Genomic DNA, 25,884 nt, shown 5'->3' with positions numbered 1-25,884 from the left:
TGGTTACTCGGTCTTCGGAGCCAGCAGGTCCAGAGCGGCTGCGGTCATCGCTTCGGTTCCCAAAGTCACTGATTCGCGCGGGGCGACCTTGAAGAACGGGGAGTGATGGGAGGGGACGGGTGGCCCGCCATTTTCCTCGGCGTCGAATTCAGCCTGCGGTGTGCCACCGACGCTGAAATAGACGCCCGGGACATCGGTATTGGGGGCGACGAAATAGGCAAAATCCTCTGCGCCCATGCCTTCGCGCGGCTGATCGTCAAACACATCGTCCCCGAACCGGTCCTTGAACAGCGCGCGGATCCGCTGGGTCAGGGCCGAGTCGTTATAGGTGGCCGGAGTGCGCTCATGCGAAATCGTGACCTCGGGGAGCTTGTCCTCTGGCATGCCGTTCATCCGGCCGACATTCTCGGCAATGCGCTTGATCCCGGCGAGCAGTTTTTCGCGCGTCTCCTGATCGTCAGAGCGCACGGTCAGCTGCATGGTGGCCTTGTCGGAGATGATGTTGTGCTTGAACCCGCTATGAAAGGATCCGACTGTCACCACACCCGGCTTCAGTGGCGCAATTTCGCGGCTGACAATGGTCTGCAAATTCATGATGATCTGGGCGCCCATCACAATCGGGTCTTTGCCCCGATGCGGGGAGGCTCCATGCGCACCGACGCCATGCACAGTGATGTCGACGCTGTCCGATGACGAATAGGTAATGCCTTCGTCCAAGGCGAGCTTTCCGGTCGGCGTGTCCGCTGAAACGTGAAAGGCCATCGCGAAATCCGGTTTGGGAAAGCGGCTGTACAGACCATCATCCATCATCAGCTTTGCGCCGCCAATCCGTTCTTCCGCCGGCTGGGCGATCAGCACGATGGTCCCGCGCCAGGCATCCTTGCGACGCACCAGTTGACGCGCTGTGCCGATCAGCGAAGTGATATGCACATCATGACCGCATGCGTGCATGACGGGCTTTTCTTCGCCATCAATGCTCACTTGCTTGACCGTCGACATATAGTCGAGCCCGCTATCTTCAACCAGCGGCAAGCCATCCATATCGGCGCGCAGCATCAGCGTTGGCCCGTCGCCATTTTTCATGACCGCGACCACACCGGTGCCACCAACTTGTTCGGTCACATCCCATCCCGATGCGCGCCATTCCTTGGCAATAATCGCGGCGGTGCGGGTTTCCTTGTAGGACAGTTCGGGGTTGCGATGAAAATCGATAAACAGCGCTTCGAGCTTGGCGTCATAATCTGCTGCGACCGCTTTGCCGAGCTCCGAAGCAGGTCCAGTCTGGGCCGCAAGCGGCTGAAGACCAACAAGCGCGGTGCTGGCGACCAGCGCCAAAAGAGGATGTTTCACGATTTTCTCCTATATGTTTCGACTCTTATGCCGGGCCAACGCGAAAAGCGCAAAACTTATGACCTTCTGGGTCGCGAAAATAAGCGGCGTAAAAGGCCTGCGGTCCGTCATCGCCGCGCACGCCCGGAGCGCCTTCATCGCTGCCGCCCAATTCGAGCGCCTTGTTGTAGAAGCTGTCGACCTTGGCCCGTTCCTCAAACGGAATGGCGATCATGTTGCCGTTGCCGGGCACGGCCGGCTTCTCGTCATAGGGTTGGGTGATCGCCAGCGACGGGGCGCCCATTTCGGTGCCATAGAGCGTAAAGCCACCTTCTTCGAGTTGCATCAGGCGCTTGGCGCCGATTTCGGCGAGCAGCGCGTCATAATATTCGCGGGCCTTGTCGACATTGTTCGAGCCCAGAGTTGCATAGCCAATCATCGGATCATCCTCCCATATTCATTTTGCAGACGCACAGCTTGTTGCCGTCCGGGTCGCGGAAATAGGCGCCGTAAAAGACGTCCGGTGCGCGCCAGCCGGGATCGCCTTCATTGGCCGCTCCCAGTTCCAGCGCGCGCGCATGAAGGCTGTCAATCTGATCGGTGTCGTCAAAGGACAGCGCCACCATGGTGCCATTGCCAAAACACGCTTCGCCGCCATCATAGGGGTTGGTGATACACAGCATCGGCTGACCCGGCTGCTTGCCGTAAAACTGCCCGCCCAGCGGGGTCTGGAACAGCTTCTTGACTTCAGTGCCTTCAAAAAGCTTGTCGTAAAAGGCAACGGATTTGTCTTTGTCGTTGGTGCCGAGCATGGTGTAGGCGATCATCAGCGTCTCTCCTCAAGGGGTTTTAGTTGCATTTTGCTATGTGTATCAGTTGCAGGGATAGATGCAATGACCCGAGGGGTCATCTTCCGGCACCTCCGTGCGAAAAAAGGCGACGCCCTGACGGGTGGCCGGATTCATCCAGAAACCAGACTTGAGTGCATAAGCTTCACCGCTATGCCCAAAGCGTGTCTGACCATCGCCGAACGGGTCATCCTGACAGGATGATGGGCGTCCCGGCAGAGCCAGGATATGCACGGCCAGGCCATAGGCGCAGAAATAGCCGTTTTCGCTATCGCCATTGCGCCCGTCATAACGCCAGGCTGGCGCGGTCATGGTGGCGATGCTGGCGCGGCTGAGATAGGAGCCATCGTTGCGCAGCAGGACCTGACCCACTTTTGCAAGGTCGCGGGCGGAGATTCGCAAGCCGCCTTGCGGGCTGAAAATCGATCCGGTCTGGCCGAGTCGATAGCGGTTGATGTCGCAGCTGCCATCTTGTGCCGGAACCAGCGAGCAATCTTCACGCCGTCCGCGCAGGTCGTCGCGCGCAACATCGCCATTGGCTCGGTATAGCGTGACGGCATTCGCCACTTTGCCATCGCTGCATCGGGTCCAGTTGAAACAGGCGTCCAGTTGCAGCGGTTCGAACAGCTCCTCCGCCATGACTTGGTCAAACCGTTTTCCGGTGGCTGCTTCGATCACCGCCGCGATGACCGGGAAATTGAGATTGGAATAGGTAAAATAACCGCCCGGCCGGTGCTCGCTGTCCCAGGCGTCAGGATTCTGCAGTGCGTCCACCAGCCGCACATCCATCGGCAGCGCATAGTTGATTCCATCGCGCAATCCCGATTGGTGTGACAACAGCATGCGCAAGGTGATCGGGGTGTCCGGAAACGCCGGATGGCGTAACGGCCAACCAAGATAGGAGCTGCTGTCTCTGTCCAGATCCAGCACCGCCTCCTGCTCGGTCAGACGCATGACGGCAAGGCTGACAAAAAATTTGGATATCGAGGCAATCCGTACCGGGTCATCCGGCATCAACGCCCGTCCGGTGGTGCGATTGGAAAGCCCTTGAATGGCGCGGGTTTGGATGGTGTCGCGGTCAAATTCGACTGTGACTTGTGCGGGCGGGGCCGTGGTTTGAGCCGACGCCGGGCTGATCCAACCGAACCCGCTCAAAAGAAAAGCGGAGCAAAGGCCCAACGCCCTTGCTCCGCTTTTGAAAGTGTAACAAGACAAAAATCTATCCCGCAGGACAATCACCGATCCGTTTGCCGGTGCTTTTGGCCTTCATCTTCATTTTCATCGGACCCGCATCACCGTTCATGGTCATGGTCATGTCATAGTTGCTCGGGCCATATTGGCCGGACATTGCCATGGCCATTTCACCAGGCGCGCCGCCCATATTCTTGCAGGACAGTTCCAGATCCACTGCGCCGCCGCTCATGTTGAATTTCGTGACTTCGCAGTTGGTCTGTTCCTGTGCCGAGAAAAATTCAGCGCCCGGATTTTCGGCTTGCTCCTTGGTGATGCAGGACTTGCTCTTGGTCGTTTGCCCCTTGAGATTGTCCATCATCCCGGCTGGCGCGCCGGCTGGAAGGCCTTCGATTTCGACATCGACGATTTCGACGGTGTTTTCCCACTCGCCTGGCTCAAGCGTGACTTCATTCATTTCCTTGGCCACTTCTTCCGCCGTGATCTTGCCATCGCCATCGGCGTCCGCTCCCTGATCGGAGCAGCCTGCAACCAGGGCGACAACCGCCACTGACATAATCAACTTTTTCACGTAAAATTCCCTCGTGTAGTTTTCGAACCCGAATCCGCCATAAACAGAACCGTTCTCGTTGTAAATTTGCGAAGTGTAACAGGTTGAAAAGCCGGATATTCGGGGATGACATTGGTCTTGTTTTGTTCCATATTGGCTCGATGGCGCAATTGGTGATCAGAACCGGGCTGGCAGAACCGGATACGGACGAAGATTTCGTTCCGCACAAGCCGAACCGGCCGGAGAAATCCGAAGGCGGCAAACGGTTCGAGCTGGTTAGTGATTTTGAACCGTCCGGTGATCAGCCCGAGGCGATCAAGGAGCTTGTCGAAGGCATTAGCGCCGATGAACTCGATCAGGTTCTTCTGGGTGTCACGGGATCCGGCAAGACCTTCACGATGGCGAAAATCATCGAGAAAACCCAGCGCCCGGCCTTGATCCTGGCGCCCAACAAGATCCTTGCGGCGCAGCTATACGGCGAATTCAAGAACTTCTTCCCGAACAACGCCGTCGAATATTTCGTCAGCTATTATGACTATTATCAGCCCGAAGCCTATGTTGCGCGGTCGGACACCTATATCGAGAAGGAAAGCTCGGTAAACGAAGCGATCGACCGGATGCGCCATTCTGCAACCCGATCCCTGCTCGAGCGGGACGATGTGATCATCGTTGCCTCGGTGTCCTGTCTTTATGGTATCGGATCGGTCGAGACCTATTCAGCGATGATCTTCGATCTCAAGAAGGAACAGGCGGTTGATCAGCGCGATATTATTCGCAAGCTGGTTTCGTTGCAATATAAGCGCAATGATCAGGCGTTCGCGCGCGGCAATTTCCGGGTTCGCGGCGACAATCTCGAAATATTCCCTTCCCACTATGAAGACATGGCATGGCGGATTTCCTTTTTCGGCGATGAAATTGAAGAAATTGTCGAATTTGATCCGCTGACCGGCAAGAAGGGCGCGAGTCTGGACCGCGTGCGAATTTTTGCGAACTCGCACTATGTGACGCCAGGGCCGACGATGAAACAGGCCATGGAAGCGATCAAGCTGGAGCTTTCGGTACGCCTCGAGGAGCTCGAAGCCGAGGGAAAATTGCTCGAGCATCAGCGGCTCGAGCAGCGGACGAATTTTGATCTCGAAATGATCGCTGCGACCGGCAGCTGCGCGGGCATTGAAAATTACTCGCGGTTCCTGACCGGTCGACTGCCTGGCGAGCCGCCGCCGACCCTGTTTGAATATCTGCCGGACAATGCGCTGCTCTTTGTCGATGAAAGCCATCAGACCGTGCCGCAGATCGGTGCAATGTCCAAGGGCGATCACCGGCGCAAGATCACGCTCGCCGAATATGGTTTTCGGCTGCCAAGCTGCATCGACAACCGGCCGCTGCGGTTTAACGAGTGGGATGCGATGCGCCCGCAAACCGTTAGTGTTTCGGCCACCCCGGGGCCTTGGGAGCTCGAGCAAACCGGCGGCGTGTTTGCCGAGCAGGTCATTCGCCCGACCGGATTGATTGATCCACCGGTCGAGATAAAACCGGTCGAAGATCAGGTTGATGATCTGATTAACGAATGCAAGAAAGTGGCGGAGCAAGGCTATCGGACCCTGGTGACCACGCTGACCAAGCGCATGGCCGAGGATCTGACCGAGTTCATGCACGAAGCCGGGATCAAGGTGCGATACATGCACAGCGATGTCGAAACGCTCGAGCGCATAGAGCTGATCCGCGATTTGCGGCTTGGCGTCTACGACGTGCTGGTCGGGATCAACCTGTTGCGCGAAGGCCTGGATATTCCGGAATGTGGTCTGGTGGCGATACTCGACGCGGACAAGGAAGGGTTCTTGCGATCCGAAACCTCGCTGATCCAGACGATCGGCCGGGCGGCGCGGAACGTGGACGGGCGGGTCATTCTCTACGCGGACCGGATGACCGGATCGATGGAACGGGCGCTGAACGAGACCGGCCGGCGGCGCGAGAAGCAGGAAGAATATAACGCGCTGCACGGGATCACGCCGACGACGATCAAGAAGAATATCGGTGATATTGTCGCGCATGTCGCGAGCAAGGATCAGGTTACGGTTCCAATTGACGACGATACCGAGCATTTGGTCGGCCATAATCTGCGCAGCCATATCGAAAGCCTCGAGAAGCGCATGCGGGACGCAGCAGCGGATCTCGAGTTTGAGGAAGCCGGCCGGCTGCGCGACGAAATCCGCAAGCTGGAAGCGGACGAGCTGGGGATCCCGGATGACCTGCAAGTCGCCAAACCGAAAGGGCGGTCAACCGAAGGCAAGCCGGGGACCCGAAAAATGGGCTTTGGTCGGACCCAGCGGAAGTTTTAGCGCCCGCAGTCGGTTGGATTCGACCAACGGCATGCCGGGATAGACCAGCGACAACTACAATGGTTGCCCGCTCGCGCCCGCAGGTTCATGCTTGTCGCCATAGCAAGCGGGGAGAGACAAGATGAAAACACAGATATTATTACCATTGGTGAGCGCCATTTTGGTGCTCGGTGCCAGCTCCTATGACGCTGCGGTGGCCGCGTCTGAATCATCCGAGGCAGCGCCTGTATCCAAGCCCGATTATGCAGCGGCAGTCGCTGCGCCGGGCCGTGCAGAGGGTGATATCGCCCTGGACGAGAGCCGCCAGCCAGCAAAAGTTCTGGCCTTCATGGGATTGCAAGCCGGCGATGCCGTGCTCGATATTTTTGCCGGCGGCGGTTATTATAGCGAGATCATGGCTGGAGCTGTCGGCGCTACCGGTTCGGTTGTCGCGGTCAATCCGCCCCAATTTGTGTCCAGCGACGCCGCCAAGACGAAATGGAGCAATATCGCCGAACGCCAGCCGAACGTGACCTTGCTGCCATCGCAGCTGGGCGATTATGCGCCGGCGGCCAACAGCTTTGACTTTGCGATGATGCACCTGATCTATCATGACCTGTATTGGGAAAGCGAAAAGTTCAAGGTTGCGCGCATGGACCCGGCGGCGTTTCTCGATCGGCTCTATGCAGGCATGAAGCCGGGCGGGATTGTGGCGGTCATCGATCATGTCGGCAACGCTGGTGATACCAGAGAAGTCGTCAACAAGACTCATCGGATTGATCCGGCGGTGGCCAAGGCTGATTTTCTCAAGGCCGGTTTCATAGTCGATGGAGAAAGCGATATGTTCGTCAATCCTGCCGATGATCTGGAAAAGAATGTATTTGATGCATCGGTTCGCGGCAAAACCAATCGGTTTGTCATGCGGTTCCGCAAACCAGGCTGATCATCCCAGCGGACCCACGATAGTGACAAGCAACGAGATCGCGCCGGTTCTGGCCTGTGCGAGTCGAAATTGTGCATTGCAGCATTTTTCGCGGCAGGCGAAACCCCTGCGTCCACAATATTCCCAAAAATTGTAATATAATTTCAATGCGTTACGGTATGTTACAATAGTTTACGACCGTATTCACCTGATGTTGGGCTAAAGATTGCTACACAAGTTGCGTAGTTAAGTACCAGTAGAGACAGTTCATATTGCAGATTAATTGGTGAAGGTTTGATGGCGCTTGTGATGGGAAATGGAAATCATGAAACCGCACAATGCGCGGGGCAATCAAGCCGACCAAAATTTGCAACGGTGGATTCAGCCGAATTGAGGGCAGGGCCGACCATGGGGCATGGTTTGTATCTCGTCGTGCGGGGCCCAATGCCCGCGGGGAACGGCGACATCAGGTTGCAGCCCGCGCTCAATGAAGCGACGCCGGAATTTCGGCAGATTGAAGTCGCCTGGACACAGCAAGCGCAGCGACGGGGATCGCTGGCGCGTGACGTGAACAGGTATGAAAAGTCTATTCCACTGTCCGGCCTTGCGGGGACCAAGGGCGTGGAGCTGGTCAGCGCGAACGAGACCAGACGGTTCGTGTTGACGGGGCATTAGTTTGGCCGGCGGCGCCTCTTCTTAGGGTCGCATGTCGTCGGGACAAAGGCGGGGTACAGGATCGAGTTGTGTACTGATCCTGTACCTCGAACCTTCAGGAATTTTTAGTTTACGTTCGTTGACAGTTAGGTCCGGCAATCCGTTTACGGGGGCTTTCAGGGGGTTTGCAAGCCGCCGGACTCTTGGGGGAGCAGGGTTAGTGCACCGGTTGCTTATCGTGCGCTGGCCCTGCTTTTTCTTCGGTTTCGGCGGATTGCTTCTCGGGCAGTAGGCTAGCTCATATATTTGACGGAACAGCCATAGGCGCGCGAGCTGGCGACGCTTATTTTCTTGCCCGATTTCATTTCATTCAATGCTGCCGTCACATGGTTGCGTGCGCCCTTGATATCCGCTGGATTGGCGGTGGGCTTGTCGTCGATGCCGCCTTGGTAGACGAGCTTTCCGGTGCCATCGATGATATACATATGCGGTGTCGTTCGGGCGCCATAGGCCTTGCCAACTACGCCTTTGCCATCGAGCAGATAGTGGGTGAATTGGTGGTCCTGCTGCTTGGCCAAGGACTGTGCCTCCGGCCCGGTCATGTGACCCTGTTTGCCTTTTGCACCGCTGTTGATCGTCAACCAGACCGCGCCCTGCTTGCGTGCAGCAGCCTGCGTGGCTTGCATATTCCCACTGTCATAATGTTTTTTCACAAACGGGCATCCCGGATTGTGCCATTCCATGACGACGGTTTTGCCACGAAACTGCGAAAGCTGGACGGTCTTGCCATACATGTCGGTCAGCTTGAAATCCTGTGCGATGGCCCCGTTCTTCTGGGCGGCGGCCAGCGGCATGGCGAAGCCGACGGCGGCTATGGTGGTGACGGCAGCGAGAGCGGATTTGCGGAACATAGTGGTTTCTCCGTTATTCAGTTGGCTTGAGCGACTTGTTGCCGACTATTGACCAGATCGGTCAACGTGCCGACGGTCAGGATCTGGGGTAATATAACAGGATCTGCGCCGGGGGCATAATAGAGGTAGAGCGGAACGCCAGCTCGTCCATGCTTCTCCAGAAATTTGCTGATCTCCGGATCCGGGCGGGTCCAGTCCCCCATCAAGACGCTGACATTGCCGGCGGCGAAGGCATCGGCGGTTTCCTGCCGTTGGACGGCAGCTGCTTCATTGGCTTTGCAGGTGATGCACCAGTCAGCGGTAAAATAAGCAAAAACCGGCTGGTCGGATGCCCGCAATTCCGCGAGGCGCGCTTCGCTGAACGGTTCGCTGGGCAAAATGGCCGAGGAGGCGGTTGCCGCTTTCTGGCTTTCCATGGCTTCTTCACCAGGCAGGGCCAGAACCCCGCCGACGGTTGCCGCAAACAGCGCCCCGCTTGTCACCATGCCGCGGGATAGTCCCTTGATCTGACCGCCGCCAAACCACCACAGGACCAGCGTGACCAGCAGCAGGAAGATCAGCGACAGACCAAGCGAGTCAGTGCCGATCTGCCGGCCAAGCAACCAGATCAGGCCAATCGCGGTGAGGAACATGGGGATTGCCATAACCTTGCGGAAGCTGTCGAGCCACGCACCGGGCTTGGGCAGGCGGCTTCGGATCGCCGGCACAAACGCGATCAGCAGGAACGGCAGCGCCAGACCGATGCCCAGACCCGCAAAGATCACCAGCGCAGCAATCGGCGGCAACACGATGGTCGCCCCCAGTGCCGCGGCCATGAACGGTCCGGTGCAGGGCGTTGCCACAAACGCGGCAAGCGCGCCGGTCCAGAATGATCCAGCAGGGCCGTCCTTGTCGGCGAGCTTGTTGCCAAAATTGACATTAGGCAATTCAAACAGCCCGGCCAGGTTAAAGCCGATCGCCGTGACCAGCGCCAGAAGCACGAAAATAATGCGCGGATCCTGCAGCTGGAACGCCCAGCCGACGGCCGCTCCGCTGGCGCGCAGTCCGAGGAGCAAGGCGCCCAATGCCGTTGCCACGACGACAACGCCGGCGGTGTAGGCCAGGGCATCCCGGCGGACGACCGCTTCATCACCACCGGCTTTGGCCAGGCTGATCGCCTTGAGGCTCAGGATCGGGAACACGCAGGGCATCAGATTGAGCAACAGCCCGCCCAATATCGCGCCGCCCAGTGCTATCACCATCAGTGATGCGTCAAATTGGCCGCCACCACCGGTAAAATTTCCGCTGTCGGAATTCCCGACAATGGGTGTCCCGGACATGGCCACGTCACCGCTGGTTGCCTTGAGTGCCAGGCCCATGTTCGCCCCGATTTTGAGGACGCCGGTAACAGTATCCAACTGATCGCCGCGCGCGGCGGTCTCGATAATCAGCCGGTCGCCATCGCGGTTCACTTTCTGCGGCGCGCCATAGTCGACAATGCCGTCTTCCTTGATAAAGAAATAGGGCGTGTCGACATCAATATTGGCAGGAAACGAAACCGACAGCCGGAACAGGTCATCCTTGACCGAAAAGGTTGCGGCGCTGCCCAGCTGGCGGGGCAGGGCTTCGCGAAACGCGTTGAAGCGGTTGTCCAGCGCAACAGCGGCATCTTTGCCGACCACTTGCAGAGTGATTGCCAGTTCATCTTGTTCGGGTACGCAGATTTCATCGGTGCAGGCCAGCCATTCGGACTTTACCGTGATCGGCAGCGGTCCGGGCTTCACCCGTTCGGAGACCACGAGATTGACCAGAACCGCATAGTCGCCTTTGTAGATATAATTCATGATGCCCGAGATCAGCAAGGTGTCGGGTACCGGATATTGCGGGTTTCCCGCACTGACGCCGTCGGGCAGCGTCCAGTCGAAACTCATTCCAATGCCCGCATCGCCCGGATTTTCCCAATAGCCGTGCCAGGTCGGCTTGGGGGTCATGACGAACGCCAGCGTGACGCTCTGGCCTGCCTGCACCTGTGTGGATTCAGCGACAAGGGTCGCCGGGACATTCAACTCTTTGTTGTTCAGACTGACCTGCGCCCGCGCCGGACTCGCGGCCAGCAGGGCGATAAAAAATAAAGCAAATGCCAGGGTCTGCAGAGCAGTTCGGATATTGGAAGCCGCAGGGGCCGGTGCTCCGATCGCTTGGGCAGAGACGTTAAATGTCATAAAAACTCACCATTTCATATTTATCGCTATTTAGTCTATCAACCGCCGACTTGCCAGAGCGGCTTTTACCATGGGGATTATTCGTGCGCTTCATCAAAATCGTTACAAGTTTCATAGCTTTTATCGCAATATGTGGAACCGCCCATGCCGAACGTCACAAAGCCGCAGATTCTCCGCAGCCCAAGCTGGTGGTGGCGATATCGGTTGATCAGCTTTCGGCCGACCTGTTCAGCGAATATCGCAGCACGTTCACCGGCGGATTGAAGCGCCTTGCGGATGGTGCCGTGTTTCCTTCGGGTTATCAGGGACATGCCGCAACGGAGACCTGTCCGGGGCACGCGACGATCATGACCGGCGTCCATCCGGGCCGCGCGGGGATCATCGCCAATAACTGGATTGATCTCGATGTGCAGCGGGAAGACAAGACCGTTTACTGCGCCGAGGACGAGCGGATCGCCGGCACTAGCTTTGGCAACATTACCGCAGCGACACAAGGCGACTATGTCGCATCGGCCTGGCATCTGCTGGTCCCGACCCTGGGCGAGAGACTGAAGAAAATGACGCCGAAATCCCGTAATGTTGCAGTGGCGGGCAAGGACCGGTCGGCATTGATGATGGGTAGCCAGACCGTCGATGCGATTTACTGGTGGAAAGGGTCGGGTTTCACGACGTTAAAGGGCCGCGAGTCGACAGCGAGTGTGACCGGGCTGAACGCGGACATTGCCACGATGCTAGCCAATCCGCGCGTGCCCTATGCCGTCCCCAGCCATTGCTCCGCCAGAAACGAGGCCATTCAGACCGGCGAAAATAGCGCAGTGGGCACCTACCATTTTCAGCGGCCCGCCAATGGCGGCCGGATATTCCGTGCCTCTCCGGACTTTGATGCGGTGACCTTGCAGTTGGCGCAAAATCTGGTCACCGAAATGAAACTGGGTCAGCAAGCAGCCACCGATGTGCTGTCGGTCGGTCTTTCCGCGACCGATTATATTGGCCATGCGTTCGGTACCAATGGCGCCGAAATGTGCATTCAGATGGCGGCTCTGGATCGCAGTCTGGACAGCTTTTTCGAAGGTCTTGACGCGATGAGTATCGATTATGTGGTGGTGTTGACGGCGGATCATGGCGGCCATGATTTGCCCGAGCGCTTGCAGTTGCAAGGCGCTCCTGATGCTGCGCGGATCGACCCGGAGCTCAACTGGAAGGGCGTCAATGCGACATTGCAGGAGACGTTGGGCCTGCAATCCGAGGGTCAGCTGATTTACGCCGACAGCCCGCTTGGCGACTATTATGTGAGCAAAACCCTGTCTCCATCCCAGCGTGCATCGGTCAAGCAGGCGGCAATGAAGATTTTTGCCGACCATCCCCAAGTGCACAAAGTGCTGGATGGGGCTGAACTGGCTCAAATGCCCTGGCCAACCGGCCCGGTTGAGGAATGGACAATGGCCGAGCGTACCCGCGCCTCCTTTCATCCGGATCGCTCTGGTGATTTCATCGTGCTACTCGAGAAGGCCATCACGCCGATAGCCAAGCCGATGCAAGGCTATGTTGCTACTCACGGCAGTCCGTGGGACTATGATCGGCGGGTGCCCATCCTGTTCTGGCATCGCGACATGAAGCCGTTTGAGCAATCGCTGTCGGTGCAAACGGTCGATATTGCGCCGACCCTGGCGGCGCTCATCGGGTTGGAGATACCCGCCGACGAAACCGATGGACGGTGTCTTGATCTGGATGCCGGGGCTGGATCGACCTGCGACTGAAGCTAGCCATTTCAATCGATAGCAAGCGGCAGAAAACGGTCTGGAAACAACAGGCTAGCCTTGTTGCATCCCGTTGTGAGCCTACCTATGGTCGTCGTCCGGGGGAGGATGCACGGATGGCAGGATTTGGAAAATCGGGTGTTGCGGCGGGCCTGGCGATGGTCCTTATTTTGGCCGCACCCTTGGCAAAGAGCCAGCCGGCTGGCGAGATAATTTACGATATCGTTATTGCTGACGGGCGGGCGATCGATCCGGAAACCGGGCTCGATGCAGAGCGCCATATTGGCATTGCAGATGGGACCATTGCAGCGATTTCCGCGCAACCGCTGCAAGGCAAGAAGACCCTGAATGCGGAAGGTCTTGTGGTCGCGCCCGGTTTTATCGATATTCATAATCACAGTCCGACGCCGCTCGGACTGGCCTATCAGGCGCATGATGGTGTCACAACCACGCTGGAATTGGAAGCCGGAGCGTTTCCGATCGCCGATCATGGCGCCTATATTCGCGGCAAAGCGTTAATCAACTATGGCGCGTCAGCCGGCCATGCCCAAGCGCGCTTGTTCGCTTTCACTGGCGATACTCAGGCCGGAATTGCCGAGATATTTGGCGCCAAACGCGAGAATCTCGGACGCGACAATGGCGCCGCGCGAGCGCGCTTTCATCAGGCCAATGCCGGGGAACGAAAGCAAATTGTCGCTGCCGTCGAACAGGGTGTGCAACAGGGCGGCATCGGCATTGGCATTTTGCTCGACTATTTAAGCGAAGCGGTGAACGAAGAGGAGCTGCACGCCCTATTGGCGCTCGCGGCGAAATATGAGACGCCGGTTTTCATTCATATCCGTCGCGGCGTGGCCGGTGATCCGGCCGGGTTGGAAGAGGTTCTGGCAATCGCCAAGACCACTGGCGCGACCATCCACATCTGCCATATGTCGCATAGCGCCATGAAAAACGTGGATCTGTTTCTCGATAAAATCCGGGTGGCGCGCGCTGAGGGTGTAAAGGTGACCAGTGAAGTCCTGCCCTATAATGCCGGGTCGACCAGCATCGGCGCCGCGGTTTTCGGACGCGACTGGCAGACCATTTTCGATATCAGCTACGCCGATGTCCAGCTGGCTTCGACGGGGGAATATTTTACCGAAGAAAGCTTCAAGCGCACCCGCCGCGACAATCCTGGCGCTGCGATCATTCATCACTATCTCAAGGAAGAATGGACCCGCAGCCTCGTAGCCGCTCCGGATGTCATTATCGCCAGCGACGGCTTGCCGGTGATCAGCAAGGACCAGAAAGTGCCGCCACAGGGCATCGGCAGTTTTTCGAAAATTCTTGGGCAATATGTGCGCGAGGAAAAAGCGCTCGATCTGGTTACCGCGCTTTCGAAAATGACGTTGCAACCGGCGCGCCTGCTTGAGACATCGGCGCCAGCATTTCGCCTCAAGGGCCGCCTGCAAATCGGGATGGATGCGGATATCACCATTTTCGACCCCGCAACCATTCGGGCCAACACCAGTTACGCAAACCCGCATCGGCCATCGACGGGCGTCCGCTATCTGCTGGTTGATGGGCAGCTGGTAATTGACGAGGGCGTTCTTGTTCCGCAAAGCTTTCCCGGACAGCGCCTGCTGGCCAGTCCGCGCAAAAGAGTGACAGTTTCGGTCGACTGATCGCTGTTATTCCGCTTTGCGACTACCGCCGATGATAGCGGGTGAGGCCACGGCCGAGGCTGTTATTCGCGATCCGCATCTGATCGCCGCTCCAGTCGCCAACAAACCAGGTTTTGCGCTGGACGCCTTTGGCAAGTGACGCGGCGTTAGAGTGGATGTTGAGACCCGCGCTGCTGTAGATTTTACCCTCTGCCGCAATCGCGATAAATGCACTCCAGTTTTCCTTATTCTCCCCCTGGACGAAAACATTGCCACTAATCTCGCCCGAGGCGCCGGCCGGCAGGTCAATCATATAATTGGTACCGGTGCCTTTGGTGTCGTCGAAACTGTTGTTGAGGATCGTCGCCCGGCGGGACCGGCTTTTGACATAATGTCCGCCATTGCCTTTCTCAAAGCGGGAATTGATCACCCGCAAGGCACCATAATTGCCGATATAGATGCTGTGCGCACAGGACAGGCCCCGGTCGCATCGGCCCAGATGCTGAAAGGTCGACCGTTCAATTGTGATCGTGCTGTTGGGATCGTCGGCGGACAACATGCCTTGCTCGCTGTTGCGGAACAGGGCGTTGACGACAGTCAAATCGCCTTTTTCGATCCGGATGCCCGCGCCATTGGCGTCCGGAACCCGCATATTCTGGAATATGATGCCATCGACCACCGCCGAGCGTCCGCGCAGGACTAATGCGGCCTTGCTTTCACAGATACCGCCATCAAATATGGTCTGCCCCGGAACCGCGGCGCGATAGGTGATGCTGCCGGCGGTTTGCACCGCGCAATCGCCATAGGTGCCGGGAGAAATGACAATCGTGCCTTGCTGATCACCGATTGTATCGACGGCATCCGAGAGGCGGCTGAAACTCTGTCCGCTTTCCGCAATCAGAAAGGGGGCGCGATTTTGCGCCGTGGCAACCGATGGTAGGACGGTGGTCAAGAGCGACGCGATCGTGGCTTTCAGCAAAAATCTCACAGGCATTCAGCTCCAAACAGAGGGGATTAATGTGCGATCATTTAGCGGGCATTGGTTAGGGAAACAATATCGCAGCCATGCCTGTCCCAAATGAACGCAGCACCGCCAAAATTGTTAAGATGCCCGGCTGTGGCTTTGGCCGCGGCGTAGAATCGCGGAATCCCAAAATGGGACATTTCTTTCTGAAACTGGATACATGCCTAATATTGTGCTAATTGACAGCCTTGGGTCGCATTGTAGCGCGCATCTGTTCGCGCGTAAAAGGAACGATACAATGCATAAATATGTCATGACCGCGGCAGCGGTCGCTTCTCTCACCATCGCCGGATCTGCCAACGCCGCCATCGTCATGGGCGAGTTGACTGGTGGATCGGCTTCTACATCTGGCGGTGTCTTTGAACAATTGACGCCGGCAGCCGGATTTGATGTCGGCAACAACAACCAGCAGTCGAACAACCTTTTTGCTTTTGACGAGCAGCAGGGCGTCGCTCTGACATCAGCCGTTGGTGGTCTCGCTGCGGGCACTGTGGTCTACAGTCACTATGTCTTTTTCGATCCGGGCCCGACTCGTACGGCCCTGGGCTATGTTGATTTCGATGGCGATATTCTGGCGGTCCTCGAAAACAAGAGCCAGATGGACGCAACCGATGCGCTGCTGGGTGATGGCAATGTGAACTATATCAGCGTGGGGTTACGCGGGCTTGAGAGCGCAGACAGTTTCTCGATTGTCGGCAATCGCCTGAATGTGGATTTCCGGGCGTCATCTCCCGGTGACTATGTCCGTGTGCTGACCTCGGCGCCTGCGGTGCCCGAACCGACGACCTGGGCGATGATGATCGGCGGCTTTGGTCTGATCGGTGGCGCGCTTCGTCGCCGGAAAAAAATTGCCAAGGTCCAGTTCGCCTGAGCCGGTCCGCTAGCTGAAATTCAAAGCCGGCCTGGCAACGGGCCGGCTTTATTCATTCAGATTGGGGCGTAACCACTGGCGCGCTTTGTCCCGCGAAATCCCTCGGCGGCGGGCATAGTCGTCGACCTGATCCTCGCCAATGCGTGCAACTCCAAAATAGTCGGCGTCCGGATGCGCAAAATAGAAGCCCGAAACCGCAGCCGTTGGGGTCATGGCAAAACTGCTGGTCAGTTCGAGGCCGGTATTGCGCGTCGCATCCAGCATATCGAACAGGATTGGCTTCAGGCTGTGGTCCGGACAGGCCGGATAGCCGGGGGCCGGGCGGATGCCCTGATATTGCTCCTTGATCAACGCGGCATTGTCGAGCGCTTCATCTTTGGCATAGCCCCACAGGTCCTTGCGGACATGCTCGTGCATGCGTTCGGCAAAAGCTTCGGCCAGCCGGTCTGCAAGGGCCTTGATCAGGATACTGTTATAGTCGTCCTTGTCTGCCTCAAAGCGCGCAATATGCTCTTCGATGCCATGCCCTGCGGTCACCGCAAAGCCACCCATCCAGTCATCACTGGTATCGATGAAATCGGCAAGACAGGCATTGGCCTTTCCGGCGCGCTTGTTCACCTGCTGGCGCAGCATCGGCAAGGCAATCTCTTCGTTTTCTGGTGAAACCAGAATGTCATCGCCATCCCGCCGCGCGCGCCAGAGACCGACGACGCCTTTGGCGGTCAGCCATTTTTCGTCAATGATCCGGTCCAGCATCGCTTGCGCATCCCTGAACAGATCGCTGGCGCTTTCACCGACAATCTCGTCGGTCAGGATCGCCGGATAGGTCCCGGCCAATTCCCAGGCGCGGAAAAACGGGGTCCAGTCAATATAGTCCCTGAGATCCCCAAGATCCCAATCGTCATAGACATGCAGTCCGGGTTGCAGCGGTGCCGGCGGCTTCTGGCCGCTATCGATTGTCGCGCCATTGGCGCGCGCTTCTTCCAGTGTCGCCAGTTTTTTGGCGGTTTTGCCAGCGCGGGCGACGCGGACCGCTTCATAGTCCTCCCGGGTTGATGCGATAAACGGCGCGGCCTGCGTGTCGCTGACCAGTTTCGAGGCCACGCCCACTGCGCGGCTGGCATCCAGAACGTAGACGGTCGGGCCTGAATAAGCCGGTTCGATGCGCAAGGCGGTGTGCGTCTTGGACGTCGTCGCGCCACCGATCAGCAGCGGCATGGTCATCTTGGCGCGCTCCATCTCTTCGGAGACAGTCACCATTTCGTCCAGTGACGGCGTGATCAGCCCGGACAAGCCGATCATGTCGGCGTCATTCTCGTTGGCGGCTTTCAAAATGTCCGTCCACGGCACCATCACGCCCAGATCGATGACTTCAAAGCCATTGCATTGCAGCACCACACCGACGATATTCTTCCCGATATCATGTACGTCACCCTTGACGGTGGCCATGATGATCTTGCCCTTGCCCTTGGCGCCTTCTTCCTTCTCCGCCTCGATATAGGGGAAGAGATGCGCAACGGCTTTCTTCATGACCCGCGCCGATTTCACGACTTGTGGCAGGAACATCTTGCCGGACCCGAACAGGTCGCCCACAACGTTCATCCCATCCATCAACGGGCCTTCGATAACCTCGATCGGACGGCCGCCTGCCTCCTTGACCGAAACCCGCATTTCTTCGGTATCTTCGATAATATGGGCATCAATGCCTTTGACCAGCGCATGCTCGAGGCGTTTAACCACATCATAGCCGCGCCATTCGGCGGCGGCTTTTTCCGCAGCCTTGTCGGTACCGCGAAAAGTCTCGGCCAGGGTAATCAGACGATCCGTGGCATCCCCGCCATCTTTGGGTTCCCGGTCCAGGATGACATCTTCGCAATGCTCGCGCAGGACAGGGTCGATATCATCATAAATGTCCAACTGGCCGGCATTGACGATCGCCATGTCCAGTCCGGCGGGAATGGCGTGATACAGAAAGACGCTGTGCATCGCCCGGCGCACTGGTTCGTTGCCGCGAAAGCTGAACGAGAGATTGGATAGCCCGCCGGAAAAATGCACATGCGGGCATCGTGCCTTGATTTCAGCCACGGCTTCAATGAAATCCAGACCGTAGCGGCGATGCTCGTCAATCCCGGTCGCCACCGCGAACACATTGGGATCAAAGATAATATCTTCAGGTGGAAATCCGATGCCGGTCAGCAATGCATAGGCCCGCTCGCAAATCTCGACTTTGCGCTCCTTGGTATCGGCCTGACCTGTTTCGTCAAATGCCATGACCACAACAGCCGCGCCATAGGCCATGCATTTGCGGGCATATTTCAGAAACTCTTCTTCGCCTTCCTTCATCGAGATCGAATTGACGATCGGTTTGCCCGATACACATTTCAGGCCTGCCTCGATGACCGACCATTTGGAACTGTCGATCATCACCGGCACGCGGGCGATATCGGGCTCCGCAGCGATCAGTTTCAGAAATGTTGTCATCGCCATTTCGGCGTCGAGCAGGCCTTCATCCATGTTGACGTCGATGATCTGGGCGCCGTTTTCCACTTGCTGGCGGGCGACCTCAACCGCTGCCTCATAATCATCGTTGAGGATGAGTTTCTTGAACCGCGCGGAACCGGTCACATTGGTACGCTCGCCGATATTGACAAACTGAGCGGAGGAAGGGGTTGCGGTCATGTAAAGCACTCATAACCCTGAACTTGTTTCAGGATGTTGTTTAAGGAAGGAGAATATCCCGACCCAGGATCAGGATGACAATGCAGGAAAATCATGCCGCCATCGTGAACGGTTCCAGGCCAGACAGACGGGTTCGGATTTCGGGCGTGGCCGGCGGGCGCGGCTTGGCATTCTGAACGGACTGGCTGATCGCGGCAATATGCTCCGGTGTGGTGCCGCAACATCCACCGACAATATTGACGAGACCGTCATCCAGCCATTCGCTGATAAGCGCGGCCGTCTGATCGGGCAGCTCGTCATATTCACCCAGTTCATTCGGCAGGCCCGCATTGGGATAGGCCATGATCAGCGTGTCCGCCACTTTTGTCAGCATGGCGAGATGGGGGCGCAATTGGTCAGCACCAAAAGAACAGTTCAATCCAATGGTCAGCGGCTTGAGGTGACGGATGGCATGCCAGAAGGCTTCCACCGTGTGCCCGGACAAGTTCCGGCCAGACAGGTCGGTCAGCGTCATCGAGATCATCATCGGCACATCCCGGTCGCTCGCGGCTGCGGCCTCCTGGGCGGCCATGCCTGCACATTTGGCGTTCAGCGTGTCGAAAATCGTCTCGATCAACAGGAAGTCGACACCGCCCGCGATCAGCGCATCGCATTGCTCGCGATACACATCCTTGAGATAGTCGAAGGTGATTTCCCGGAAACCCGGATCATTAACGTCCGGCGAGAGTGATAATGTCTTGTTGGTGGGGCCAATGGCTCCGGCGACGAACCGTCGCTTGCCATCGGCAGCTTCTGCTTCGTCGCAGGCTTCCCGGGCGAGCTCCGCCGACCGGATGTTCAGTTTCTCGACGAGATGCTCGCAACTATAATCTGCCTGGCTGATCTTGGTCGAACTGAACGTGTTGGTTTCGACAATGTCGGCCCCCGCTGCCAGATAGTCTGCATGGATTTCCTTGATGATATCGGGCCGCGTCAGGCTGAGCAGGTCATTATTGCCTTTCTGGTCATCGGTGAGCTCCAAGGTGCCGCGATAATCCCGTTCTCCGAGACCGTGATTCTGGATCGCAGTCCCGTAGCCACCATCAAAGACCAATATGCGTTGTGCGGCCATGGCGCGAAGCTGTTCGGCGGCGGTCATGCGGCAATCTCCCGGCTCTTGCCCCCGGGCCGTTTGCCGAGCAGATGGCAAATTGCATAGCTCAGCTCAGCGCGGTTCAGCGTGTAGAAGTGAAACTGACGGACGCCACCGGCATAGAGTTTCCGGCACAATTCGGCCGCAACGGTCGCAGCGATCAATTGGCGGGCTGCCGGATGATCGTCCAGTCCGTCAAACAGATCGTTCATCCAGACCGGGATTTCGGCACCGCACATGCCAGCGAATTTGCGCGTTTGTGCGACGTTGGATACCGGCAGGATGCCCGGCACTATTTCCGCGTCGATGCCGGCCGCGGCGGCCGCATCCTGAAATCGGAAAAACGCTTCGGCGGTGAAGAAAAACTGTGTGATCGCCCGGCTCGCTCCGGCGTCCAGCTTGCGCTTGAGATTGTCCAGGTCGGTCTGCGGACAATTGGCCTCCGGATGGGTTTCCGGATAAGCGGCGACCGAAATATCAAAAGGCGCAATGTCTTTCAGTCCGGCCACCAATTCGGCGGCGCTGGCATAGCCGTCCGGATGCGGTTCAAAAGCCTGCCCTTCGCTGGGCGGGTCACCGCGCAAAGCGACGATATGACGCACGCCCGCTTGCCAATAGGACTCAGCAACTTCGGCTATTTCGGCCCGGCTGGCATCGACACATGTCAAATGGGCGGCTGCCGGAATACCGGTTTCCTTCACGATCCGCGCAACCGTGCTGTGGGTGCGCTCGCGCGTCGACCCTCCAGCACCGTAGGTGACCGAAACAAATCGGGGATTGAGCGGTTCAAGCGTGACAACGCTGTCCCATAATGTGCGTTCCATCTTCTCTGTTTTCGGGGGAAAAACTCGAACGAAACATCGGCATCGCCGCTCAGGCCGGCAAATAGGGGAATGTCCAGTGCGCGCTTCGCTTCTTCCAAAGCGCCAAGACCCATTGTTTGTGTCGCGTTTTTCATAATGCGGTTCTTTTTCTGCTTTGATGGTCGGTTGCGGTATCATCGGCGGTCGGATGAATCTGGGACAAGGCTGATTTGCGGCCAACCCATATTTTTACGGTCAAGGCACCGCCGTCCAAAGTGCGCGTCTGGACCAGATGGATTTCGGCTTCGGTAAACCAGGTCCGGATGCTTTCGTCGGCGAAGCCGAGCCGGGCATGCGCATGCACTGTTCGTAGCTCCTCGCGATCATGGGCAGCAAAGTCGGTGATCATGATCGTGCCATTATGGGCGAGGACGCGCGCCACTTCCTTGAGCACGGCTTCAGGATGTTGGGCGTAATGCAGCACCTGATGCATCAGCACAGAATCCGCCGTGCCGTTGTCGAGCGGCAAATTGTTGAAATCGCCCAGCCGGATGTCGGTTTTCTGGTGGGCATCAGGAAAACCATCGGTGCGGCCCGCCTTGGTGACAGCCTGCAACAGTTTGGATCTGGCTAGACGCAGCATTTCAGGGCTTTTGTCGAGCGCGGTGATCCGTCGTGCAAAGGGTGCGAACAGTTCGACCATGCGGCCCGTTCCGGTGCCGATATCTAGCAAATGCCCCAGATCAATATCCTTGAGCAGCGCCAGCATCGCCCGTTCAACATCGCTTTCGGGCAAATGGAGAGAACGAATGGCATCCCATTCTTCGGCATGGGCGGCAAAATATTGCTCCGCCAGCACCGCACGCATCTCGCGCACGGAAGCCAGTTTCTCTTCATCCGCGATGACTTGATCGGACGAAACAACCGAGTCCGAACGAAATATCCGGCGTAGGAGTTCCAGCTCTCCGGCCTTGCCAGGGCGCAGGAATACCCAGCTGCCTTCTTTTCGGCGCTCCGCGAGCCCCGCTTCGACCAATATCCGGATATGGCGGGATATGCGTGGCTGGCTCTGCTCCAAAATCTGTGCCAGTTCACCCACAGCTAGCTCCATCTTCTGCAGCAAAAGCATGATTCGTAGCCGTGTCGGATCGGCGAGTGCGCGAAAAATGGTCAAGATGCTATCCATAAGACATATGCATATAAAGAAATCTTTATATGCAGTCAATCGGCTAGATTGGCTGGATTACAATCCAAAAGAAGAAGAAAAGGGCTGAAAAAAAGCCAGCAAGATCAGAGCGAAGCCATGTTCGCCATTGCTATCCAATTTCCAAAACGTTAATGACCCGGTCCGCAGGCAGGTTGAGGGAGTATTCATCTGTTTGCGTGGTTTTTTGAGGAATAAGTAAAGGGTTTACCCAATGAAAAAAGTTACAACATCTATCGTTCTCGCTGCTGCACTCGGCCTGGCCGCATGTTCCGGCGCTGCTGACAACGCAGAAGCAGGCGCAGAAGAAGCTGTAGAAGGCACCGAAGCAACCGCTGAAGAAGCTGCTGACGACGCTATGGATGCTGCTGAAGGTTCTGCAGACGCCATGGGCGAAGCTGCTGCTGAAGCAACCGAAGCTGCTGGCGACGCTGCTGAAGAAGCAACCGACGCTGCTGCTGCAGCCGCTGGCGACGCTGCTGACGCTGCTGGTTCTGCTGCTGATGCCGCTAAGGACGCTGCAAAAGACGCAGCCAACAAAATGATCGAAAAAGGCGCTGACGCTGCTAAAAAAGCAGTTGAATAAGCCTTTTTGAGATATTGACGAAAAGGGCTGCCAGTTTGGCGGCCCTTTTTTTGTCTGTAACCGAGCAGACTATTCCGGCAATAGGAGACGGAGGAGAGACGTGATGCAACGCAGTCATTGGTTATATCTACCCGTCCTGATGCTCGCGGCATGTGGACCGGCCCAGAATGATCCCGGCCCCGGCGGCGTTACCGTCGGTGAAGCCAAAGCGCTCGATGAAGCCGCTGAAATGCTGGATGAACGCTATGCGCCTGAATCCGCGGAAACCGAAGCAAAGCCCGCTGAGTAGGCCGAGATTGTTGGTCTAGCCGTTACCGGTGATAGCGGGCGACGGCGCGCGTTACCGCTTGCATCATCCGCATCCGTTCCGGAATGGGCGCGGTCGTATCGCCGAGCATCACAGCGACTGCGTAGCGCGTACCATCTGGCGCTGTCATGATGCCGACATCATTATAGCCGGTTGATACGGCGCCCAGCACCTGACCGGTACCAGTCTTGTGCAAAAACTCCCATCCCGCAGGGACTCCCGCCTTGAGCCGATTGGGACCGCTGCGGGTCCGTTTCAGAATGGACTGGAGCAACTGGCTGGAATTGGCGGACAATAATTGCCCGCGCGCGAGCTGGTCCAATGCATTGACAATCGCACCGGGGCTCGCGCCATCAATCGGATCCGCGAGATAGTCCGCCAGAGCCTTTTTGCGGGTTTCCAGTGGCAGATTGGCTCTTGCGGTATAGAATTTTCGGCCCTGGGAAAGACTCTGGTTCCATTTCAGGCCCGCAATTTTGCTCTGCATCAGCCGTTCGCCGGGGCCAAATTTGATTTTGCCGAGACTGTTTCGCCGGATGAACTGATTGACCGCATCCGGACCGCCGGCATGGCGCAACAAGGCGTCATTGGCGGTGTTGTCGCTATAGGCGAGCGCGCGTTCCAAAAGGGTATAGACGCTCTTGACCACGCCCCCTTCGCGTTTCACTTCGGCTGCCAGGGGTTGATAGAATAAGGTCAAGTCTTCCGGACCAATGCGAATGGCATCGGACAGCGAGATTTTGCCCTGATCAACCTTATCGAGAACCGTCATCGCGACCCATAATTTGGACACGCTTTGCTGGGGGAAATTCTGGTCGATCCGGTGACCGATCTGCCAATTGCCATCAATGCGCTTGACCGCAATTCCGGTTTTTCCGGGAAATGTTCGCCAAAGCTCGGCAATTTCCTGTTCCAGAGCCGGGTTTGGACGATCCTGAGGCCGGACGGCCGGTTGCCGTGGAGGCGGCGGTGTATAGCGCGGCGGTGGATTGGAAACCGGGTCACTGGACGCGACTGGCCGTCCTTGGGATGGCGCCACACAAGCGGTCATCAGGCTGGTTGCCAGAAAGGCGAGGGCGAAGCGGAAACAGTTCATAAGTGCGGGATCATTTTTAGCCTGGACCTCTTACCAAAATATGTCTTGGTTTCATGTCGTTGAATCTAAACTACAGTTTTACGTAAGCGATTTTCCCTGAACAGAGCTGTAACCAATGTTTGCGACGAACGATTCTGCACGTGCGACAAACCGCAATGATTATTTTTTCACCCCGAAGTTCAGTCGCCTGGTGACCGTATAGTCGAGAATATTCACGACAAAATAGGACAGGGTCCAGCGCAGCCGGTTGAGCAATCCCTTGCGCGACTTGTGAATCTCTTGCGTGATCAGCAGGGCGTCCTTGCTCATATGCTCTACCAGCGCTCTGGCGTGGCGGGCGAATGCGGCGTCTTCTATCCGCACCATCATTTCGACGTTGATAAACAGGCTGCGAAGATCGAAATTGGCGGAGCCGATATAGACCGCGTCGTCGACGATCGCCAATTTCATATGCAGGCGCTTGAGTTCATATTCGTATATCGTCGCGTTGCGTTTCAACAAATAGCCGTAAAGCAGCCGACTGGCGCCGATCGTCGCACCATTGTCGGTTTTCCCGGCCAGCACCAGGCGGTTGCGTCCGCCGCGTTTGGACAATCGTGCGATCCGCCGCAGCAAGCCCTGACCGGGCGAGAAATAGGCGCTGACAAGGTCAATTTGTTGCCCTTTTTCAAGATCATTCTTAATCGCCCAGGCCCATCGACTCAACCGATTGCTCGGGCCGCCGAGGAGCCATTGAAATGCCCCGCCTCCGGCATCCCATTTCCGAACCATTTTCTGGAGCGACCGGATATTCCCGTTATCCTTGAGGACCCAGCCTTTCAACAACGCGAAATAGCGTGACAATGTTTCGACCTCAGATCCTTCGATGATCAGTCCGAGGTCGGCCCAGCTTGTCTCGTTCAAACGTTCGCCCTCGTCCGCCGAATGACGATCGAAATATTGGTTGGCGATATTGAACCCGCCGACCATAGCCTGACGGTCATCCGCAATAAGCATTTTCTGATGGTTACGGACAAAATAGCTGGTGGAAAAGCGTGGACTGAAAACCGCGAAAGCACCGCCAGCATCCACCAGCGGATTGAAAAAACCATTGGGCGCGCCGTTTGATCCGAAGCTGTCGACCATCAGATCGACAGCAATTCCCCGCTCGGCAGCGGCGACCAGCTTGTCAAGGATCAATTGTCCAATTTCGTCGCCTTCAAACATATAATAGAAGAGCTTAAGCGTGTGCTGCGCGCTATCGATCAGGTTGATCAGGCCCGCCAATCGCGCTTCGGCCTGGTGGAGCAATCGGAGCTTTTGATCTCCAACCGCGATCCAGTCGCCATCATCAATTTGCGGGTTGGGGATTGCCGTCATGGCGGGCGCATATAATATTTGCTCTGAACCAACAAATATATAACGCAATTATCGGTGCGCCGGGATCAGATTTGTTGACAAAATCGCCGAAAAACCCTAGGCGTGTCGCTCCTTCCACAAACTTTTGAGAATCAGGAGCGGCTTATGGCTCGCGTTACAGTTGAAGATTGCGTTGATAAGGTCACCAATCGTTTTGATTTGGTCCTTTTTGCCGCACAACGTGCGCGTGAGATTTCCGGTGGTGCAGAGCTGACCGTAGACCGCGATCGCGATAAAAACCCGGTTGTCTCCCTGCGTGAAATTGCCGAAGAGACGATCAAGCCGAAAGATCTCGAAGAAAGCCTCGTGCAATCGCTGCAGAAGGTTCAGATTGACGATGATGATACGCCGGATGAAATCGGGTCAATCAGCCAATCGGCTGAGGCGCTTCGTTTGACCGCTGCCGCTCCACCGCGCAGCGCGGGTGTTGCGGGAGACTACGGCCGTCGGTAATCAGAGATGA

The 25,884-nt window shown here is 57.1% G+C and carries 22 protein-coding genes and 1 pseudogene; 9 read left to right on the top strand and 14 right to left on the bottom strand.

What is annotated here, in order from left to right; translation table 11 throughout:
- Window positions 1-3: 3 nt before the first annotated feature.
- From ACZ1GS_RS12800 to ACZ1GS_RS12780, 5 genes are all read right to left on the bottom strand, one after another.
- Window positions 4-1,350, bottom strand: coding sequence for an amidohydrolase (locus tag ACZ1GS_RS12800; RefSeq protein ID WP_472695565.1), 1,347 nt, complete (start codon window positions 1,348-1,350; stop codon window positions 4-6).
- A gap of 25 nt (window positions 1,351-1,375) precedes the next feature.
- Window positions 1,376-1,768: a VOC family protein gene (locus tag ACZ1GS_RS12795; RefSeq protein ID WP_472695564.1), complete on the bottom strand. Its 393-nt coding sequence runs from the start codon at window positions 1,766-1,768 to the stop codon at window positions 1,376-1,378.
- A gap of 4 nt (window positions 1,769-1,772) precedes the next feature.
- Window positions 1,773-2,156: a VOC family protein gene (locus tag ACZ1GS_RS12790; protein ID WP_472695563.1), complete on the bottom strand. Its 384-nt coding sequence runs from the start codon at window positions 2,154-2,156 to the stop codon at window positions 1,773-1,775.
- 45 nt (window positions 2,157-2,201) lie between these two features.
- On the bottom strand, window positions 2,202-3,332 hold the full coding sequence (locus ACZ1GS_RS12785) for a serine hydrolase domain-containing protein (RefSeq protein WP_472695562.1): 1,131 nt from the start codon (window positions 3,330-3,332) through the stop codon (window positions 2,202-2,204).
- Between the two features lie 64 nt (window positions 3,333-3,396).
- A complete protein-coding gene (locus ACZ1GS_RS12780) occupies window positions 3,397-3,939 on the bottom strand; it encodes a DUF3617 domain-containing protein (RefSeq protein ID WP_472695561.1) in 543 nt (180 codons plus the stop codon).
- 140 nt (window positions 3,940-4,079) lie between these two features.
- Here ACZ1GS_RS12780 and uvrB point away from each other — a divergent pair, with 140 nt between their 5' ends.
- The 3 genes from uvrB (at window position 4,080) to ACZ1GS_RS12765 (ending at window position 7,833) form a co-directional block, all read left to right on the top strand.
- Window positions 4,080-6,257 (top strand): excinuclease ABC subunit UvrB, encoded by a 2,178-nt coding sequence (gene uvrB, locus ACZ1GS_RS12775; RefSeq protein WP_472698136.1) that lies wholly within the window; start codon window positions 4,080-4,082, stop codon window positions 6,255-6,257.
- A gap of 121 nt (window positions 6,258-6,378) precedes the next feature.
- On the top strand, window positions 6,379-7,179 hold the full coding sequence (locus tag ACZ1GS_RS12770) for a class I SAM-dependent methyltransferase (RefSeq protein ID WP_472695560.1): 801 nt from the start codon (window positions 6,379-6,381) through the stop codon (window positions 7,177-7,179).
- A 450-nt stretch (window positions 7,180-7,629) separates the two neighbouring features.
- Window positions 7,630-7,833 carry a hypothetical protein gene (locus ACZ1GS_RS12765; protein WP_472695559.1) on the top strand — a complete coding sequence of 68 codons (204 nt, stop codon included), beginning with the start codon at window positions 7,630-7,632 and terminating at the stop codon, window positions 7,831-7,833.
- 272 nt (window positions 7,834-8,105) lie between these two features.
- Here the strand turns inward: ACZ1GS_RS12765 and ACZ1GS_RS12760 are convergent, their stop codons facing one another.
- Together ACZ1GS_RS12760 and ACZ1GS_RS12755 are read right to left on the bottom strand one after the other, a co-directional pair.
- Window positions 8,106-8,723 carry a thioredoxin family protein gene (locus ACZ1GS_RS12760; RefSeq protein WP_472695558.1) on the bottom strand — a complete coding sequence of 206 codons (618 nt, stop codon included), beginning with the start codon at window positions 8,721-8,723 and terminating at the stop codon, window positions 8,106-8,108.
- Window positions 8,724-8,740: 17 nt separating this feature from the next.
- Entirely contained in the window at window positions 8,741-10,924 is a 2,184-nt protein-coding gene (locus ACZ1GS_RS12755; protein ID WP_472695557.1) for a protein-disulfide reductase DsbD family protein, read from the bottom strand.
- A gap of 83 nt (window positions 10,925-11,007) precedes the next feature.
- Here ACZ1GS_RS12755 and ACZ1GS_RS12750 point away from each other — a divergent pair, with 83 nt between their 5' ends.
- Together ACZ1GS_RS12750 and ACZ1GS_RS12745 are read left to right on the top strand one after the other, a co-directional pair.
- Window positions 11,008-12,681 carry an alkaline phosphatase family protein gene (locus ACZ1GS_RS12750; protein WP_472695556.1) on the top strand — a complete coding sequence of 558 codons (1,674 nt, stop codon included), beginning with the start codon at window positions 11,008-11,010 and terminating at the stop codon, window positions 12,679-12,681.
- Window positions 12,682-12,797: 116 nt separating this feature from the next.
- Window positions 12,798-14,342: an amidohydrolase family protein gene (locus tag ACZ1GS_RS12745; protein WP_472695555.1), complete on the top strand. Its 1,545-nt coding sequence runs from the start codon at window positions 12,798-12,800 to the stop codon at window positions 14,340-14,342.
- Window positions 14,343-14,364: 22 nt separating this feature from the next.
- Here the strand turns inward: ACZ1GS_RS12745 and ACZ1GS_RS12740 are convergent, their stop codons facing one another.
- Window positions 14,365-15,315 (bottom strand): right-handed parallel beta-helix repeat-containing protein, encoded by a 951-nt coding sequence (locus ACZ1GS_RS12740; RefSeq protein WP_472695554.1) that lies wholly within the window; start codon window positions 15,313-15,315, stop codon window positions 14,365-14,367.
- Window positions 15,316-15,583: 268 nt separating this feature from the next.
- Between ACZ1GS_RS12740 and ACZ1GS_RS12735 the strand changes: the two genes are divergently transcribed.
- Complete coding sequence (locus tag ACZ1GS_RS12735) at window positions 15,584-16,216, top strand: PEPxxWA-CTERM sorting domain-containing protein (protein WP_472695553.1); 633 nt, start codon at window positions 15,584-15,586, stop codon at window positions 16,214-16,216.
- A 48-nt stretch (window positions 16,217-16,264) separates the two neighbouring features.
- On the opposite strand, the gene metH is transcribed toward ACZ1GS_RS12735, so the two are convergent.
- The 4 genes and pseudogenes from metH to ACZ1GS_RS12715 form a co-directional block, all read right to left on the bottom strand.
- Window positions 16,265-18,895, bottom strand: coding sequence for a methionine synthase (metH, locus tag ACZ1GS_RS12730; protein ID WP_472695552.1), 2,631 nt, complete (start codon window positions 18,893-18,895; stop codon window positions 16,265-16,267).
- A 91-nt stretch (window positions 18,896-18,986) separates the two neighbouring features.
- Entirely contained in the window at window positions 18,987-20,033 is a 1,047-nt protein-coding gene (locus ACZ1GS_RS12725; protein WP_472695551.1) for a homocysteine S-methyltransferase family protein, read from the bottom strand.
- Window positions 20,030-20,985 (bottom strand): annotated as a pseudogene (gene metF / locus ACZ1GS_RS12720) (methylenetetrahydrofolate reductase). The gene ACZ1GS_RS12725 and the pseudogene metF overlap by 4 nt, the downstream one beginning before the upstream one ends.
- Complete coding sequence (locus tag ACZ1GS_RS12715) at window positions 20,982-22,016, bottom strand: ArsR/SmtB family transcription factor (protein ID WP_472695550.1); 1,035 nt, start codon at window positions 22,014-22,016, stop codon at window positions 20,982-20,984. Before ACZ1GS_RS12715 ends, metF begins: the two are co-directional and overlap by 4 nt.
- Before the next feature lie 232 nt (window positions 22,017-22,248).
- On the opposite strand from ACZ1GS_RS12715, the gene ACZ1GS_RS12710 reads away from it, so the two are divergent.
- Together ACZ1GS_RS12710 and ACZ1GS_RS12705 are read left to right on the top strand one after the other, a co-directional pair.
- Complete coding sequence (locus tag ACZ1GS_RS12710) at window positions 22,249-22,620, top strand: hypothetical protein (protein ID WP_472695549.1); 372 nt, start codon at window positions 22,249-22,251, stop codon at window positions 22,618-22,620.
- A 103-nt stretch (window positions 22,621-22,723) separates the two neighbouring features.
- Window positions 22,724-22,909, top strand: a complete 186-nt coding sequence (locus ACZ1GS_RS12705; RefSeq protein WP_472695548.1) for a hypothetical protein — start codon at window positions 22,724-22,726, stop codon at window positions 22,907-22,909.
- A 22-nt stretch (window positions 22,910-22,931) separates the two neighbouring features.
- On the opposite strand, the gene ACZ1GS_RS12700 is transcribed toward ACZ1GS_RS12705, so the two are convergent.
- Both ACZ1GS_RS12700 and ACZ1GS_RS12695 read right to left on the bottom strand, forming a co-directional pair.
- A complete protein-coding gene (locus ACZ1GS_RS12700; protein WP_472695547.1) occupies window positions 22,932-24,023 on the bottom strand; it encodes a serine hydrolase in 1,092 nt (363 codons plus the stop codon).
- Between the two features lie 159 nt (window positions 24,024-24,182).
- The gene (locus ACZ1GS_RS12695) at window positions 24,183-25,382 is read right to left on the bottom strand and encodes a phospholipase D-like domain-containing protein (protein WP_472695546.1); all 1,200 of its coding nucleotides are present in this window, start codon (window positions 25,380-25,382) and stop codon (window positions 24,183-24,185) included.
- Window positions 25,383-25,526: 144 nt separating this feature from the next.
- Here ACZ1GS_RS12695 and rpoZ point away from each other — a divergent pair, with 144 nt between their 5' ends.
- Entirely contained in the window at window positions 25,527-25,874 is a 348-nt protein-coding gene (gene rpoZ, locus ACZ1GS_RS12690) for a DNA-directed RNA polymerase subunit omega (RefSeq protein ID WP_472695545.1), read from the top strand.
- Window positions 25,875-25,884: the final 10 nt, after the last annotated feature.

The organism is Parasphingorhabdus sp. W113 (assembly GCF_055693205.1).
Note: the sequence above shows the minus strand (reverse complement) of the source record. Positions and strands in the feature narration are given on the sequence as shown.

What these genes read in the sequence shown, in the direction of transcription:
- uvrB (WP_472698136.1), top strand. Translation starts at nt 4,080, where the DNA reads ATGGCGCAATTGGTGATCAGAACCGGGCTGGCAGAACCGGATACGGAC.
- ACZ1GS_RS12795 (WP_472695564.1), bottom strand. Translation starts at nt 1,768, where the DNA reads ATGATTGGCTATGCAACTCTGGGCTCGAACAATGTCGACAAGGCCCGC.
- ACZ1GS_RS12700 (WP_472695547.1), bottom strand. Translation starts at nt 24,023, where the DNA reads ATGAACTGTTTCCGCTTCGCCCTCGCCTTTCTGGCAACCAGCCTGATG.
- ACZ1GS_RS12695 (WP_472695546.1), bottom strand. Translation starts at nt 25,382, where the DNA reads ATGACGGCAATCCCCAACCCGCAAATTGATGATGGCGACTGGATCGCG.
- rpoZ (WP_472695545.1), top strand. Translation starts at nt 25,527, where the DNA reads ATGGCTCGCGTTACAGTTGAAGATTGCGTTGATAAGGTCACCAATCGT.
- ACZ1GS_RS12710 (WP_472695549.1), top strand. Translation starts at nt 22,249, where the DNA reads ATGAAAAAAGTTACAACATCTATCGTTCTCGCTGCTGCACTCGGCCTG.
- ACZ1GS_RS12745 (WP_472695555.1), top strand. Translation starts at nt 12,798, where the DNA reads ATGGCAGGATTTGGAAAATCGGGTGTTGCGGCGGGCCTGGCGATGGTC.
- ACZ1GS_RS12715 (WP_472695550.1), bottom strand. Translation starts at nt 22,016, where the DNA reads ATGGATAGCATCTTGACCATTTTTCGCGCACTCGCCGATCCGACACGG.
- ACZ1GS_RS12770 (WP_472695560.1), top strand. Translation starts at nt 6,379, where the DNA reads ATGAAAACACAGATATTATTACCATTGGTGAGCGCCATTTTGGTGCTC.
- ACZ1GS_RS12735 (WP_472695553.1), top strand. Translation starts at nt 15,584, where the DNA reads ATGCATAAATATGTCATGACCGCGGCAGCGGTCGCTTCTCTCACCATC.
- ACZ1GS_RS12760 (WP_472695558.1), bottom strand. Translation starts at nt 8,723, where the DNA reads ATGTTCCGCAAATCCGCTCTCGCTGCCGTCACCACCATAGCCGCCGTC.
- ACZ1GS_RS12740 (WP_472695554.1), bottom strand. Translation starts at nt 15,315, where the DNA reads ATGCCTGTGAGATTTTTGCTGAAAGCCACGATCGCGTCGCTCTTGACC.
- ACZ1GS_RS12705 (WP_472695548.1), top strand. Translation starts at nt 22,724, where the DNA reads ATGCAACGCAGTCATTGGTTATATCTACCCGTCCTGATGCTCGCGGCA.
- metH (WP_472695552.1), bottom strand. Translation starts at nt 18,895, where the DNA reads ATGACCGCAACCCCTTCCTCCGCTCAGTTTGTCAATATCGGCGAGCGT.
- ACZ1GS_RS12790 (WP_472695563.1), bottom strand. Translation starts at nt 2,156, where the DNA reads ATGATCGCCTACACCATGCTCGGCACCAACGACAAAGACAAATCCGTT.
- ACZ1GS_RS12725 (WP_472695551.1), bottom strand. Translation starts at nt 20,033, where the DNA reads ATGACCGCCGCCGAACAGCTTCGCGCCATGGCCGCACAACGCATATTG.
- ACZ1GS_RS12755 (WP_472695557.1), bottom strand. Translation starts at nt 10,924, where the DNA reads ATGACATTTAACGTCTCTGCCCAAGCGATCGGAGCACCGGCCCCTGCG.